The following is a 15,248-nucleotide window of genomic DNA, read 5'->3' on the forward strand; positions in this document are numbered from 1 at the left end:
CAATTTTCTGAAAGCCTATTTTATTCTAACTAATATATTTTACTATCCTCCGAAACCTTCACCACCACCATCATCATCTCTTTGTGGACGTTCTCTTTTTTTCTTTTGATTGAATCTATATGTAAAGTTTAAAGAAATTTGGCGTTCTCTCCATTGAAATGCTCCATCAACAATGGAATTAGGATCATTTCTTTCACCTAAATATGTAATACTTTCTCTTTTTCGAGTATTGAATAAATCACTCACGTTTAATACTAGTGTGGCTTTTTCTTTAAACAAATCTTTACTAAAAGCTAAGTTTGTAGAAAAAATTCCTTCCCTGTCTGATTGAGCAGATGATTGCGGACCACGGTATAAAATTCGAGTTTGCCATTGAATTTTAGCTGGTAATGTTATTCTAGCATTAAAACGAGTAAACCAACTACTTTCATTTACTTTGTCTAACTCGGTAATAACTTCACTACCGTTTGCGGCAGTGTATACATAGGTAAACGGATCGGTATTAAATTTGAAATAATTGAAAGAAGCACTTAACCTTACTTTTTTGCTTGGATTATAGTTTGTCGTAAATTCAAATCCATATCTAGTTTCATCGTTTAAATTAACAGGTTGTCTTACGGTAATATCTGTAGGAACACCTAAAATTGTTCTTTGTTCTAGTATTGAGACACGTTGAATGATGTCGGTCGAATATTGATAATAGATAGAGGCGCCTAAATTAAACTTACTTATTCTTGTATTGTAGCCAAGGTCAAAAGAACTTGTGAAAGTAGGGTCTAAATCAGGATTTCCTCTAAAAACGTTTGTCGCAGAACTTCTACTTTCGAATGGATTTAAAAACCAATAGCGTGGTCTTCTCAATCTTCGTGCGTATCCTAAAGTGAAATTATCGTTGTCATTTAATTCGTAACCAAAGTTTATAGTTGGAAACCACTCTGTATAGTTTTTATCAGAAAATTGGTTGCTTGTAATCACAAATAAGTCAATATCAGTGATCTCTGAGCGTAAACCTAATAAGTATGAAAACTTATTAATTTTGCTTCCATATTGCGTATAAAAAGCATAAATATTCTGTTTGAAAGTAATAGCGTTTGAAGGATCTTCTGGTAAAACATTTCCATTACCATCACGAACTCTAAAATCTGAAGAAAAATCCTGTAAATCTGATTTATGTCCAATTTCAAATTGACTTTTCTCCCCAATTGGTAAAACATAATCAATTTGTAATAATTTGGTTTCAGTGCTTGTTGTTTGCGAGTTCTGTTCGTTTAAAACGTCATCAACTGTAATTAAAGCAGGTTCGTCCTCATTGCTATTTCCATATTGTAAATCAATATTTAATTTTTGGCCTTTACCGTCGAAATTATTTGTGTAATTTAAAGAGTACTGTTTATCGACTCCGTCTTCTTTTTCATTTTCAATTCTTGTCTGTGTGTCTATTCTTGTTAAATTTTCATCGAAGAATTCAGTAAAATTTGTAGCAATATCATCGTCTTTAGACTTTCTGTAGAATACAGTTCCGGTAATCGAACTATTTTTATTTAAGTAATATTCTAAACCAATAGAACCGTTATAGTTATTACTTCTTCTATCAAACACTCTGTCCTCGTTTCTGTAGTCAGAAATGGCACCCGTATCGTCAAAATTGGTAAAGAAACTCTGTGAATTTCCTGGACCTTTTCTGTAGCGATAGCCTACATTAGAGAAAATATTCAACTTCTTAGTTCTATAATTTACATTTCCACCAAGTTGAAATAAATCAGGATTACCAATTGTTGTATTCAAAGAACCGTTAAATCCAGTTATTTTTCCTTTACGTAGAATTATGTTTAAGATTCCTGCTGTTCCTTCTGCATCATATCTTGCCGATGGCGACGTAATGACTTCAACTTTTTCAATAGCATCTGAAGGTAAATTTCTTAGGGCATCTGTTCCGTTTAAACCAACTAAAGCAGATGGTTTACCATCAATAAGAATTCTTACATTTTCATTTCCACGTAAACTAACAGCTCCTTCCGCATCTACATTTACAGAGGGAACATTGTCTAGAACATCAGACGCATTTCCTCCTTTTATGGTCATGTCTTTACCAACATTGTAGATTTTTTTATCAAGTCGTATTTCAACAGTAGATTTTTCTGCTACAATTTCAATTTCTTCTAAGGTTTCTGTGTCTTCCGATAATGTTATTACACCTAAATTAACATCTGCAGTTAGTTCTTTTTGAGGAAGTTGTTTTGTTTTAAAACCAATAAACTCTACTTTCATATCATAAAGTCCTTTAGGTACTGACACAGAAAAGTTTCCTTTTAAATCGGTAACTCCTCCCGTAACTTTTTTCGTTTTGACATCAGTTATTATTAATGTGGCATACTCTAAAGGTTGTTTTGAAGAAGCTTCAATAATTTTTCCTGAGACAGTAATATTAGATCCTTTTTGCGCATAAAGAGTTGTGCAAAAAAGTAACAATAGCATTGTAATTTTATTCATTCTTTGATGATAATTGATTAATTACATTTGGACAACAAAGTTCCGTAATGGTTTAACCATTCGATGTTAAAAGTTTGTTAAACAAAAAAGCTACATCGTTAAACATAACAAATGCAGCTCTTTACGTTAAATTATAAACTTATATTAAGTTATTTCTTTTTTTTCTGTGCAGCTCTTTTTTGAGCTTCTTGCTGTTCTTGAGCTTGTTTCATAGCAGCATCTAAACGCTCTCTGAATTTACTCTTTTTAACAGGCTTCTTTTTATTCTCTTCAATTTGTGCATGAATCTTAGCTTCATCAATTACATAGTTTTTGATAACAAACATAATTGTAATTGTAAGCAAGTTCGAAATGAAGTAATATAAACTTAATCCACTTGCATAGTTATTGAAGAAGAATAGCATCATAATAGGAGAGAAGTAAATCATATACTTCATCATCTTGCTCATATCTGGCATACCTTCTTGCGGAGGTGCTTGCATAGCCGATTGTTGACTCTGATTCATTTTCATATAGAAGAAAATAGCAACAGAAGCCAAAATTGGGAATAAACTGATATGATCACCATAAAATGGGATGCTAAAAGGTAATTTAGCAATAATATCATAAGAAGATAAATCATTTGCCCATAAGAAAGCTTTTTGCCTAAAGTCTATATTTGTAGGGAAAAACTTAAATAAAGCAAAGAATACTGGCATTTGTAATAACGCAGGAATACATCCAGACATCATACTAACTCCTGCTTTACGCTGAACCGCCATAATTTCTTGCTGACGCTTCATTGCATTTTCGTTTCCAGGATATTTTTTGTTGATTTCTTCCATTTCTGGACGAATCACTTTCATTTTAGCACTAGATAAATAAGATTTATAAAGTACTGGAGACAAGATAATTCTTGTTACAATCGTCATTAAAATAATGATAAGACCGTAGTTTCCAATGAATCCTTTTAACAAATTAAATACAGGGTAAAAAACCGTTCTGTTTAAGAATCCGAAAATACCCCAACCTAAGTCAGAAATTTCCTTTAAATCAGTTCCTTCGTATGTTTTTAATAAATTATAATCTGTTGGTCCATAAAACCACTGCATGTTATAATTTAGTTCTCCGCTTTGTAATGCTAAAGGTGTACTTAAGCTATATGTTTTTGTAAATACAGAATCTTGTTCTTCACCTAAATAATCAACAGACTTTAATTTGGCTTCATTAAAAGGAGTGTCTGTAGATAAAACAGCTGAGAAGAAATGTTGTTTATAAGCAACCCAGTCTATATCACTAGCAACTTCATCATCTTTCATTTGTAAATACTCAACATCATTATCAGCTTTATAATAATAGTAAGAGTACATATTCTCTGTACGTAAACTTTTTTCTTTTCGAAGTGCTTTTAAATCCCAAGTTAAGTTAATTGCTTGTCCGCTGTTAATTACATTACTTAAACCTTGAGACCTTACAGCAAAACCAATTCTGTAATCGTTTGGTTTAATTTCATAGCGATACTCTAAAAATTTAGTTTCAGAAACTTTTAACTTCATAGAAAGAATAGTATTCTCTCCATTTTTAGTTAATTCAGGACTAAATAATAAATCTTTAGTATTTAAAATTCTATTATCTGTAGTACCAAAATTGATGTTAAAAGACGCGTTTTTATCTTTAATAATGTGTAAAGGTAAAGAGTCGTATGTTTTATAATTTTTAACTAAAGCCTCTTTGATTTGTCCTCCTTTATTACTGATGATTAATTTTACTAATTCATTCTCAATTGTAGTTTCACCATCAGTACTAGTAGCTGCTCCATAAGCAAAAGCACCTAATTGATTTTGTAAAGCGATTTGCTTTAAAGAATCATTTGCGATAGTATTTTCAGTAAGTGTAGGACTTGTAGCCGTTGAGTCTATTTGAGTAGTTAACTCAGTTTGAGTTGTTTTAGATTGCTCTTCTTCAACATTTGGTTTATTAGAGTTCATCCACCATATAAAAATCCCCCCTAATAATAACATTCCCATAAAGGAGTTGAAGTCATATTTTTTTTCTTCCATCGATAAATATTAAATGTCAACTTGTCATTTCTCAAAAAAATTAGCTGAGAAAAACGCGACAAATGTAGCAAAACTACACCGTTTTTTAGTTGTTTAGTTATAATTAATTTATTTCATCTATATAGCACAATTGGTGTTCCATTTTTTATTTTTGTTACAGATATTAATTTTTATCATGAAAAAATACACGATACAAAAATCACCGTTTGTTGTTCCAACTACAGATGGTAAATTAATTGAAGAGCATTTTGGAAATGCGACAAATCAAGATTCAAAAATAAGTATTGCACACATGATTGCTCCTTCTGGTTGGAGTGAACCTTTTCAAACTCCAGAATTTGAGGAGTATACTTATATTATTAGAGGGAAAAAGCAATTTATAGTTGATGAGGATACCATTGTTTTAGAAGCTGGACAATCAATTAAAATTGAAAAAAATGTAAGAGTTCAATATTCGAATCCTTTCAAAGAAGAATGCGAATATATAGCAATTTGCTTACCCGCATTTTCTGTAGATTTGGTGAATAGGGAGGAGGAATAATCTTTAAAACTGATATTTCTTATCAATTGCATATTTTACTAATTCGTTCCCATTTTTCAAATCGAGTTTACGAATCATATTTTTTCGATGTGTGTCAACTGTGGTTTTTGCAATAAATAATGTTTCTGCGATTTCTTTCGAAGTATGCCCGTTTGCAATTAAATTCAGTATTTCTTTTTCTCTATTCGATAGGACAACTTTTTCTGATTTTCCTATGGTAACATTAGTATCTATATAATCGTTCATGAAATTGAATGCAACGTTAGGATCAAAAAAAGTTTCTCCTTGGGCAACGGTAGTAATAGCCTTTGAGAGCATTTTTATTCCTGAGTTCTTCAGTAAATAGCCCGAAGCTCCGGCATCTAGCATTTGTTTGATAGCGTCAGGTTGATCAAACATTGTTAAAGCCAATACTCGAATATGGGGAAGCTTAGTTTTTATGATCTTTGTAGCTTCAATACCGTCCATTTTTGGCATTCTAATATCGGTAATAACTAATTTAGGTTGTTTAAACAAAACCAATTTTACCAATTCTTCACCATTATTAACTGTACCAATAATGTTTACAGTTTCATCATATTCAAAAAAAGATTTAACACCATCAATTAACATTTGATGGTCTTCAGCCATTGCTATTGTTATCATAGTTATTTGCTCTTTTCTCAAAGGTAATGAATCCCGTTTTTTTTCAAATACTTACAGTTAGGTATTATACCGGAATATTAATAATAATTGAAGTTCCTCTTTTTTGAACGGAATCTATTTGAAAACTTCCATTTAAGTGCTCAACTCTTTTCTTGATTGATGCTAATCCCATTCCATTTTTTAAATTTATGTTATTAGAATTAAATCCTTTTCCGTTATCTTCAATAATTATGTTTAGACTATCATCAAAATGAGAAATATTGATTGTGGCTTCTGAGGCTTCCGCATGTTTTATAATATTGGTAATTAGTTCTTGAATAATTCTAAAGATGGTTATTTCTGTATTAGAATCCAATCGTTTATCCAAACCATAATCTACAATTTCAATGTTTAATTGATTGGCGGATGATATCTTTTCAGCCATTACTTTAATAGCAACTAATAATCCTTGATTAGCGATTACTCCAGCGTTTTTTGCATGAGCAATACTGCGGACCTTTAAATAGGTTTCATCAATTAATTTTTCAGTTTTATTATATAACTCTTCTTGGTTGAAGTGTTTTTTCTCTCTGTTAAGTTTTAAATTTTCAAAATGCAATTTCAAAGTAGCAAGTACACTACCAATATTATCATGTAAATCTTCTGCAATTCTTATTCGTTCTTTTTCTTGTCCTTCTACCATTGCATTTATAGTTGTGATTTCTTGTTCTTTTAGAAGTGTTAGGTTTTTCTGTTTTTCAAGTTCTTTTTGTTGTTCAGCTAGCAAACGCTTTTTACGAGAGTTTTTTAGGTTTAGGTAGGTTATTAAGCTTCCTAAAATGATGAAAACACCTCCAATTAGAAGAATTATTTGATCTTGTTTTCTTTTGTTCTTTAATTCTGAATTTTCTTTTTCTTTTTCCTGAGCTTTATGTTGTTCCGTATTAAAAGAAACGGTTGCTGCATTCCTTAATAGTTCGATGCTATCACGAAGTGTATTACTTTTTTTAAGAGACAATAATGAACTATCATGTTTTTCGAGAAGTTCATAGTTTTTAGAGGCTAATTTATGAGCTCTCATAGCGCCTAAATATCGCATTTCTTTTATGTCTAAATTAAATGCTTTTTGAAGTTTGTCATTTGAATTATTGAGTTTTCCCTTTTTACTATATACATAAGCCTCATTTATGAGTAAATCAAATAACTTATTTTTAAAATATTGTAGGTTTTGGTGTTGATTATAAATGCTCTTTGCTTTCTTATAATAAAATAAAGAACTATCGAGTTCTTGGAAGTAAACATCATGAGTAACACCTATTAGATTATAAAACTCAGCTTCAATAAATTGATTATTTGTTTTTTTACAAAAAAGAATGTTCTCATGAAACTGAGAAAGTATATTTTTCGGTAATGTTCCTGTTGTTTTAAAGTTTTTCTGTAGAATATACGAAAGTCTAAAATACTTGGCCTTTGCTTTTTGATGGTCAGTATCTGCAAATTTTAAATACTCATTAGAATAATGATTAAAATACTTTAAATAGTCTTTATTTTCAAAAGTAATACAGTATTTATTGATTCTATTTAAGCTTTCACAAACTAATGTTGAATCATTGACTTCAAGAGCCTTTTTGTAAGCCTTAAAATATTGTTGAAATGCACTCGATTCTTTTTTAAAATAAATTTCATTTTTAATACTATCACCTTTTATTAAATAAAGAAAAATTGAATCTTTTTTACTGGTAATAGTGTTCTTTAATTTTATTTTCAGAGTACTATCAAAATTGGAATTAGCGATTAATTCAGCTTGTAATTTTAAAAACAAAGATTCAATATTATTTCCCTCAAAATTTAAATCGTATCTATAGAGTTTATCGATACGATTTTTAAAATTTTGACAATTGGTAGGAGCAAAATTTAAATAAATTATTATGAGTAAAAGTTTTCTCAATCTTAATTCGTTTGCTCAGGTGTATACATATATCGGCACATTCTCCCACAGCACCATTTATCTCTTAAGGGTTTGTTTTCTAGATAATTGGTTTCGTCTATGACCCAAAAAAGAGTATGGATTTTGATATGACTATCGTATTCTTCACCAGATTTAAAAACAAAACTACAATTAGATGTTAATGCTGTGTCTTCTTTTGAAAATAATGATACCCCAATATCAAAGGTAAAAAAATCAGTTTCTGGATGAAACGTTACTTTTTTCAGATAGAAGTTTACCGGACCACCAAAATTTGCTATTTTAAATTCAGCTTTCTTAATAGAATCATTCTTACAATCAAATTTACCTAATATTGCATAATTTGTACCGAAAGTTTTAGTAGAATGTAGTACTTGAAATTCTGATAAGTAAGGATTAATATTATAGTAAACATCTTCTTCTATATTACTAGGTCTTTCAAAAATAGAGTAGCCAAAATAAAGCGTTAAAATAGAAGTTAATATTAGCAAAGTGTTTTTGATTTTGTTTTTCATAATTTTAAAATTAGTTGATTCAAATATCAAAATTTGATATAGATTAATTCTACCTACAAATAGGTATTTTAAACTACTTAAATATAGGGATATATTTTAATGTAAAGTAAAAACCGTCAATAAGATGCCTAAAATAATAGCTGTAAACTTTTGAAAGTTAAATTTGTGGTTTTCGGAAGTTTCAAAGAGTATAATTGTAGAAATATGAAGAAATACACCGATAATGATTGCCGTGATCTCTTGGCGATATTGTTGTAATGTAACAATGTTTTCCCCTAAGAAATAACCTAAAGGACTCATTAAACTGAAAATAAAAAGAAATAAGAAGGTTTTAGGTTTAGAAAACTCTGAATGTAAAAAGAAGGTGGTTAAAATAATAGCAATAGGAATTTTATGCACAACTATTGCCCATAATAAGTTATCGTTAGCATTATGTATCGGTAATCCTTCAGAAAAAGCATGGACAGACAAGCTTATAAATAACAACCATGGAAATGTATTAGAATTTGAATGTAAGTGAACATGACCATGTTCAGCTCCTTTTGAGAAAGATTCTAGAATTGATTGTATTAATATTCCAACTAAAATTAGAATTCCTAAAGTGTGCAGCTTATGTTCGTCTTGAGTATTTGTGTAGACTTCGGGAAGTAAGTGTAATACTGTTACGGATAGTAAATATGCACCACTAAAAGCTAGTAATAACCTTGTGTATAATTTATTAGGTTTTTTGAATAATACAAAAGCACCACCTAATAAAACAGCTCCAATTAAGAGTATATAACTCATTTAGCAATTAATATTAATCGACTAGATTTTTCTTCGTCAAATTCATTTAGATTATAATCTCCAAATGTATTTATTATTGTTAAACCAACACTATCAAAATAGCGTTTCATTTTTTCTAGATCTAAAAATTTAACTTTTTCCGTGTACGAGTGTTCTTTTCCGTCAGCAAAAAATGAAATATGTTTTAATATAAATCCATTCTTTATTTCTCTTTCAATATAAAAGGTAATTCCATCTATTTCTTTCTGCTCTTTTTTAACAAGATTGTTTTTCGTTTTTTGAACGTTTAAAAAATCAAGTACTAATACTCCTGAATCTTTTAAGCCGCTTTTCATTCCTTTAAGCACTTGTAAATCTTCTTCATCGTCGTCAAAATAACCAAAGCTCGTGAATAAGTTGAAAACCGCATCGTATTTATTCTCAAGAGATTTTCGCATATCCCAAACTTCGAAATGTAAGTTTTCGTTTTCAAATTGTTTAGCGTATTCGATACTGTTCTTACTCAAATCTCCACCTGTTACTCGATATCCTAATGAATTTAGATAAATCGAATGTCGTCCTTTACCACAAGGTAAATCAGCTATATGAGCATCTTTTGGAAGCTTTAAATAGTTGGTGATATTTTGCATAAAAAGCTGTGCATCATTATCATCTCTATGCTTATATAGTGTATGATAATATGAGGTGTCAAACCAAGAAGTAAACCAATCTTTTGTCTTCATAGGAATATGTTGGACGCAAAAGTAATGAAAACTTACAGTATTTTTCATATTCAACAAGGTGTATTAAGAATACTTTATCATTCAAACTTTGGATTATTATCCCCTGTTAAAAATCTAATTCAAACTTTAGTCTTTAGACTTTTATACTTTAGCCTGTAAAGTGTACTTTTGTAGGCATAATTATTGGGCATGGATAAAGATTTTAAAATGGTAGCAACTACCATTTCTGGACTAGAAGGAGTTTTAGCAGATGAGTTAAAAAAACTTGGAGCCAGAGAAGTGAATGAAGGTATACGAAGTGTTTATTTTAGAGGAGATAAAGGCTTTATGTATAAAGCGAATATTGCTCTAAGAACAGCTATCAGAATTTTAAAACCAATCAAACGAAGTAAAATTTTCGATGAAGAAGATTTATATGAGGCAATTCAAAGAATAAAGTGGGAACGCATTTTAGATGTAGATGGAACTTTTGCCGTTGATGCTGTTGTTTTTTCTAGAAATTTCACCACTAATTCGCATTACATTTCGTTGAAATCTAAGGATGCAATTGCAGACTATTTTATGTTTAAATATAAGAAACGTCCTAATGTTGATTTAAAACAACCTGATGTTAAAATTCATATTCATATTCATAAAGAATGGTTAACAGTTTCTTTAGATAGTTCGGGTGATTCTTTACATAAAAGAGGATATCGAACTGCTACCAATATAGCACCTATTAATGAGGTTCTAGCTGCCGGTTTGGTATTATTGTCGGGTTATAGAGGAGAGGAGAATTTTATTGATCCTATGTGTGGTTCTGGAACACTTTTAATAGAGGCTGCAATGATAGCGAATAATATTCCTGCAAATATTAATCGTAAGCATTTTGCCTTCGAAAATTGGAAAGATTATGATGAAGATTTATACTTTATCATTCAAGATTCTCTTTTGAAAAAAATTCGAAATTCTCATTTTAAAATAATGGGATTTGATAAGGCTCCTTCTGCAGTAAAAAAAGCTCGCCAAAATATTATAAATGCTAATTTAGAAGAGTTTATAGGGGTACATCATGTGAACTTTTTCAATTCAAAAAAAGAGGTTTTTGGTAAAACTACTATTTTGTTCAATCCTCCTTATGGTGAGCGTTTGAATATTAATGTTGAAGATTTTTACAGAAGTATTGGTGATACTTTAAAGCATGGTTATCCAAATTCAACAGCTTGGTTAATTACATCGGATATTTCAGCGTTAAAATATGTGGGATTAAGAACATCGAAGCGAGTTCCAATAAAGAATGGAGATTTAGATTGTCGTTTTGTAAAGTATGAACTATACGAAGGAAGTAAAAAACAAAAAAAAGAAGTGCTTGAGTAAGCACTTCTTTTTTTATTCCTCTAACCAGCTTAAATTTATTTGCTCTTCAATAAATATTTACTAAAACTTTTACCATTGATTTTGGTGTATTTTGAATCGATATCATAACCAACTTCCATGTTTTTGATGTCAAATTCACCGTCAACTTTAGTATACTTTAAGTTTAAATCCTCTTCAAATTTCACATTATTGAAAGAAACTCCATTTTTAAATTTCGTGTATTTAAATGTGGCTGTTTCTTTGAATACAGAATTAGAAAAGCTCACAAATTTTCTAAACTCAGCATATTTAAAAGTAGCGGGTTCATCAAAAAAGGTATTTTCGAAAGAGATGTTTCTAGCAAATTCTGCATATTTAAAAGTACTATCCTCTAAAAACTTAGTACCACTAAAATCAGTATTTTCATCAAAATCAGAATATTTAAACATAGCTTTTCTCTCGAAGGTACAATTCTTGAATATTACAGATTCTTCGAAATTTGCAATAAAAGTATAACCACTTTCTTCATGTGGAATATATGCTAACACATCGTCTTTAAAAGTGCAGTTTACAAAAGAAATACTATTAGATATATCTTTTTCTACAGTATTTGATCCACCATTATTCCACCATCTACTTCTTTTTGGAAGTGAAGGTAATGCGTCATCCATATATGTTAAGTCTAAAACCCCTTCTATTGTTGCATTACTAATATTAATTTTCTTCCCATCTTTTATATCCTTTAAAATATCAGAAGCGTTCACTGTTTTTTGAGAAAAAGAAACAGTTGCCAAAAAGAAAGCGAGAGAAGTAATTATATATTTCATGATGTTAAATTTTATTTCGTTTATACTAAAGACACACCATTTTTTAAATTGTTACACAAAAAAAACACCCGATGCAAAATCGAGTGTTTCTATTATGTTCTAAAACTATTTTTCTTAGTTTACAGAATCGCTTAAACCAGCTCCAGCTTTAAACTTAACAACATTCTTAGCAGCGATCTTGATTTCTTTACCAGTTTGTGGGTTTCTTCCGTTTCTAGCAGCTCTCTTAGACACTGACCAAGTTCCCCATCCAACTAAAGCAACTTTATCACCTTTCTTTAAAGCACTAGTTACGTTAGAAGTTAAAGAATCTAAAGCAGCTTTTGCAGCAGCTTTTGAAATTCCTGCGTCAGCAGCCATTGCGTCGATTAAATCAGACTTGTTCATAATTTATAGATTTTTAAAATTAATTAATGTTTTTTGCATTAATGCTCAACAAATATAGATTTAATGGGATATTGCGCAAGTTTAGGGGGTAAAAAACCAAGAATTTGTTAATAAGTTACCTCAATTTGTTAATAACCCTAATAAAAAATGACTAAAAACCACAAAACCCTCGTCTTTAAAGGGCTAGAGCATTATTGCTTCTTTCTCAAATGTAAAACCATTTAATAAGCTTGGAATATCTAATAATTTTTTGCCCGACAACTTTATTTCTTTAACAATCAAATAACCATCTTTTACTGCAACCTTTAATTCTTTTTTTGAAGTAACAATAGTCCCAGTTTTTAAATCGTGAGTAGCTATTTCTTTGTCAACTCCATAAATCTTTGCTGTAATTTCTTCATTTCCATTTTTAATCGTAGTCCACGCCGCAGGATAAGGATTTAATCCTCTAATATGATTATAAATATTATTGAGAGAATCAGACCAATTTATTTTACAGTTATGAGGAAATAATTTTGGAGCAGCTTTTTCTTCCAATTCTGGCTGCTTTGTTGTAGCAACATTTCCAGAGGCAATTAAGTCCACTGTTTTGGTTACTAAGTCAGCACCTAAGTGCATTAATTTATCATGAAGTTCTCCAACAATTTCATCTTCTTTAATTTCAATTTCACTTTTTAAAATGATTTCACCTGTATCAATTTTATCATCTATAAAGAAGGTTGTAACTCCAGTTTTAGTTTCACCATTAATAATAGCCCAATTAATTGGAGCCGCTCCTCGGTATTCAGGAAGGAGGGAAGCATGTAGATTAAATGTTCCATACTCTGGCATTTTCCAAACAACTGTTGGAAGCATTCTAAACGCAACTACAATTTGTAAATTCGCATTTAAGTCTCTTAATTCATTTGTGAAATCCTCATTTTTCAGATTAGTAGGTTGAAGAATAGGTAGGTTTTGCGTTAATGCATACTTCTTAACTGCAGACTGATTTAACTTACGTCCTCTACCAGCAGGTTTATCTGGAGCAGTAATTACTCCAACAACATTATAATTACTTTCTATTAGTTTTTTTAAAATGGTTACCGCAAAATCTGGCGTACCCATGAAAACAATTCTCAAATCTTTCATTTATTTTAAAGAGTATGTATTAAGGTTTGTAATTATTATTTTTTCTTCGGCCATTAATTTTCGCAAATGTATTAAAATATCATTTTCAGAGTATGGCAACGATTCCTGTAGCTGCTGAGTCGTTACCAATGACCTTGTTCTTAATATTTCCAGAATTAACGATGAAATGTCAGTGTCATTTTTTTTGTTATTTCTACATACATCACAATTCTCGCAAGGTTTATCAATATATTCACCAAAATAATTTAGTAATTGTATATTTCGACATACATAATCATTTCGAACGTATTCAATTAGGTTTTCTAGTTTCTTCTTTTTATGCTCTAGAAAATTAGCCATTAATTTGCTATTTCTATTGATTGTTTTATCATCTTCTCGTGGAAGTAAAAAAACAATTTGACTGTCTGAGTTTGCTCTGTGATATTTTATAATATTATCATCCTCCAGTTTAGTAAGTTGTTCTATTACCTTTTCTGAAGTAATACCAACTTGTTTTGCAATTGAAAATTCGTTGATTTTTACTTCATTTTCAAAAAGACCAGCATACATTCTTAAAATAATATCAATAAACTTTTTTCGACTTTGGTGCGAAGCTTTATAGTTTAAAAGTTGATTGCTGTTTACTGTAAATTGAATACTTGATACCTTTTGTTTCGATTGATTCAACTCAATGATTCCGTAGTTATTTAAAATTTGAATAATAATAAATACTTTACCAGGTATAAAACTATATCTATTACAAAACTCTAAAATATTCAAATCAAACTTTTCCTGAGGAAATTCTCCCAATGAGATTTGAAAATATTGATATAGTTTTTTATGTACTTCTTTAATTTCTTTAATCGTGGGTTGAGATCTATTAAAAATATCTTTTGAACTTTCAATATCAGAAAGGTTTGTAAGTAGTATTGCAAATGCTAATTCTTTATTTCTTCCTGCTCTTCCAGCTTCTTGAACGTAATTTTCTAAGGAAGAAGGCAAGTTATAATGAACAACTATTTTTACATTCGATTTATCAATTCCCATTCCAAATGCATTTGTAGCAACCATAATTGGTGTCTTTTCAGTCATCCAATTTTCGTATGCTACCTTTTTTTCAGAAATACCTAGGCCACCATGATAGTAACTACTTTTGAATCCAATATGGTTTAGATAATTGGATAACTCTTTCGTTTTTTTTCTAGAATTGACATAAACAATACTGGGAGCACTATGCTTTTTGAAAATTAATTGAAGCCTTGATAGTTTATCGTTCGTCTCTTCGATATTATACGATAAGTTCTCTTTTAAAAAAGATTCCTGAAGAATTGTTGGTTCTTGTAATTCTAATACCTCAATAATATCTTTCAGTACTTTTTTTGTTGCAGTGGCAGTAAGCGCTATAATTTGTGAGTTAGGAGCTAATTCGCGCAATATGTTTAATTTGGTGTATGAAGGTCTAAAATCGTGTCCCCACTCAGAAATGCAATGTGCTTCATCAATTACAAAAATAGAAATCAATAGTTCACGTAACTTTTCCTGTATTAATTTCGATTGAACTCTTTCTGGAGAAAGATATAAGAACTTAAAACCTCCATGTTTAATATTATCAAAAATACGAACAATGTCATCAGTTGAAGATCCAGAAGGAATATGAGTCGCTTTAATTCCTTTGTTTTTAAGATTACTAACTTGATCTTCAATTAACGCAATTAATGGAGATATAACAATACAAACACCATCAAGCAATAATCCAGGAACTTGAAAAGCAATCGATTTCCCTCCTCCTGTAGGAAGTAAAGCAACAGTATCTTTTTTGTTCAGAACACTATTTACAATCTCCTCCTGTTTAGCTCTAAAAGAACTGAAACCCCAATAGGTTTCTAGTATTTTTAATGGATTTGACATT

13 protein-coding genes are annotated in these 15,248 nt (G+C 30.2%); 2 read left to right on the forward strand and 11 right to left on the reverse strand.

From position 1 onward, the window contains the following. Nucleotides 1-42: 42 nt before the first annotated feature. Nucleotides 43-2,490: a TonB-dependent receptor domain-containing protein gene (locus tag ACOSP6_RS01985; RefSeq protein WP_422093064.1), complete on the reverse strand. Its 2,448-nt coding sequence runs from the start codon at nucleotides 2,488-2,490 to the stop codon at nucleotides 43-45. A gap of 149 nt (nucleotides 2,491-2,639) precedes the next feature. Then, nucleotides 2,640-4,529, reverse strand: coding sequence for a membrane protein insertase YidC (gene yidC, locus ACOSP6_RS01990; protein ID WP_422093065.1), 1,890 nt, complete (start codon nucleotides 4,527-4,529; stop codon nucleotides 2,640-2,642). A 175-nt stretch (nucleotides 4,530-4,704) separates the two neighbouring features. On the opposite strand from yidC, the gene ACOSP6_RS01995 reads away from it, so the two are divergent. Beyond that, complete coding sequence (locus ACOSP6_RS01995) at nucleotides 4,705-5,070, forward strand: cupin domain-containing protein (protein WP_422093066.1); 366 nt, start codon at nucleotides 4,705-4,707, stop codon at nucleotides 5,068-5,070. Nucleotides 5,071-5,073: 3 nt separating this feature from the next. Here ACOSP6_RS01995 and ACOSP6_RS02000 read toward each other — a convergent pair whose 3' ends face one another. The 5 genes from ACOSP6_RS02000 to ACOSP6_RS02020 form a co-directional block, all read right to left on the reverse strand. Continuing rightward, nucleotides 5,074-5,715, reverse strand: a complete 642-nt coding sequence (locus ACOSP6_RS02000) for a response regulator (protein ID WP_422093067.1) — start codon at nucleotides 5,713-5,715, stop codon at nucleotides 5,074-5,076. A 64-nt stretch (nucleotides 5,716-5,779) separates the two neighbouring features. After that, nucleotides 5,780-7,642, reverse strand: coding sequence for a sensor histidine kinase (locus ACOSP6_RS02005; protein WP_422093068.1), 1,863 nt, complete (start codon nucleotides 7,640-7,642; stop codon nucleotides 5,780-5,782). Between the two features lie 2 nt (nucleotides 7,643-7,644). Beyond that, entirely contained in the window at nucleotides 7,645-8,175 is a 531-nt protein-coding gene (locus ACOSP6_RS02010; RefSeq protein ID WP_422093069.1) for a hypothetical protein, read from the reverse strand. A gap of 96 nt (nucleotides 8,176-8,271) precedes the next feature. Beyond that, nucleotides 8,272-8,961, reverse strand: coding sequence for a ZIP family metal transporter (locus tag ACOSP6_RS02015; RefSeq protein ID WP_422093070.1), 690 nt, complete (start codon nucleotides 8,959-8,961; stop codon nucleotides 8,272-8,274). Further along, a complete protein-coding gene (locus ACOSP6_RS02020; protein ID WP_422093071.1) occupies nucleotides 8,958-9,683 on the reverse strand; it encodes a class I SAM-dependent methyltransferase in 726 nt (241 codons plus the stop codon). Before ACOSP6_RS02020 ends, ACOSP6_RS02015 begins: the two co-directional genes overlap by 4 nt. 189 nt (nucleotides 9,684-9,872) lie before the next feature. Between ACOSP6_RS02020 and ACOSP6_RS02025 the strand changes: the two genes are divergently transcribed. Next, entirely contained in the window at nucleotides 9,873-11,039 is a 1,167-nt protein-coding gene (locus tag ACOSP6_RS02025) for a THUMP domain-containing class I SAM-dependent RNA methyltransferase (protein ID WP_422093072.1), read from the forward strand. A 35-nt stretch (nucleotides 11,040-11,074) separates the two neighbouring features. Here the strand turns inward: ACOSP6_RS02025 and ACOSP6_RS02030 are convergent, their stop codons facing one another. From ACOSP6_RS02030 to ACOSP6_RS02045, 4 genes are all read right to left on the reverse strand, one after another. Beyond that, nucleotides 11,075-11,845: a pentapeptide repeat-containing protein gene (locus ACOSP6_RS02030; RefSeq protein ID WP_422093073.1), complete on the reverse strand. Its 771-nt coding sequence runs from the start codon at nucleotides 11,843-11,845 to the stop codon at nucleotides 11,075-11,077. Nucleotides 11,846-11,959: 114 nt separating this feature from the next. Beyond that, nucleotides 11,960-12,232: an HU family DNA-binding protein gene (locus tag ACOSP6_RS02035; RefSeq protein WP_100924516.1), complete on the reverse strand. Its 273-nt coding sequence runs from the start codon at nucleotides 12,230-12,232 to the stop codon at nucleotides 11,960-11,962. 183 nt (nucleotides 12,233-12,415) lie between these two features. Then, nucleotides 12,416-13,360 carry a methionyl-tRNA formyltransferase gene (fmt, locus tag ACOSP6_RS02040; protein ID WP_422093074.1) on the reverse strand — a complete coding sequence of 315 codons (945 nt, stop codon included), beginning with the start codon at nucleotides 13,358-13,360 and terminating at the stop codon, nucleotides 12,416-12,418. Next, nucleotides 13,361-15,247 carry a RecQ family ATP-dependent DNA helicase gene (locus ACOSP6_RS02045; RefSeq protein WP_422093075.1) on the reverse strand — a complete coding sequence of 629 codons (1,887 nt, stop codon included), beginning with the start codon at nucleotides 15,245-15,247 and terminating at the stop codon, nucleotides 13,361-13,363. Nucleotide 15,248 lies beyond the last annotated feature (1 nt).

The organism is Tenacibaculum sp. MEBiC06402, from assembly GCF_049239625.1.
GTDB lineage: Bacteria > Bacteroidota > Bacteroidia > Flavobacteriales > Flavobacteriaceae > Polaribacter.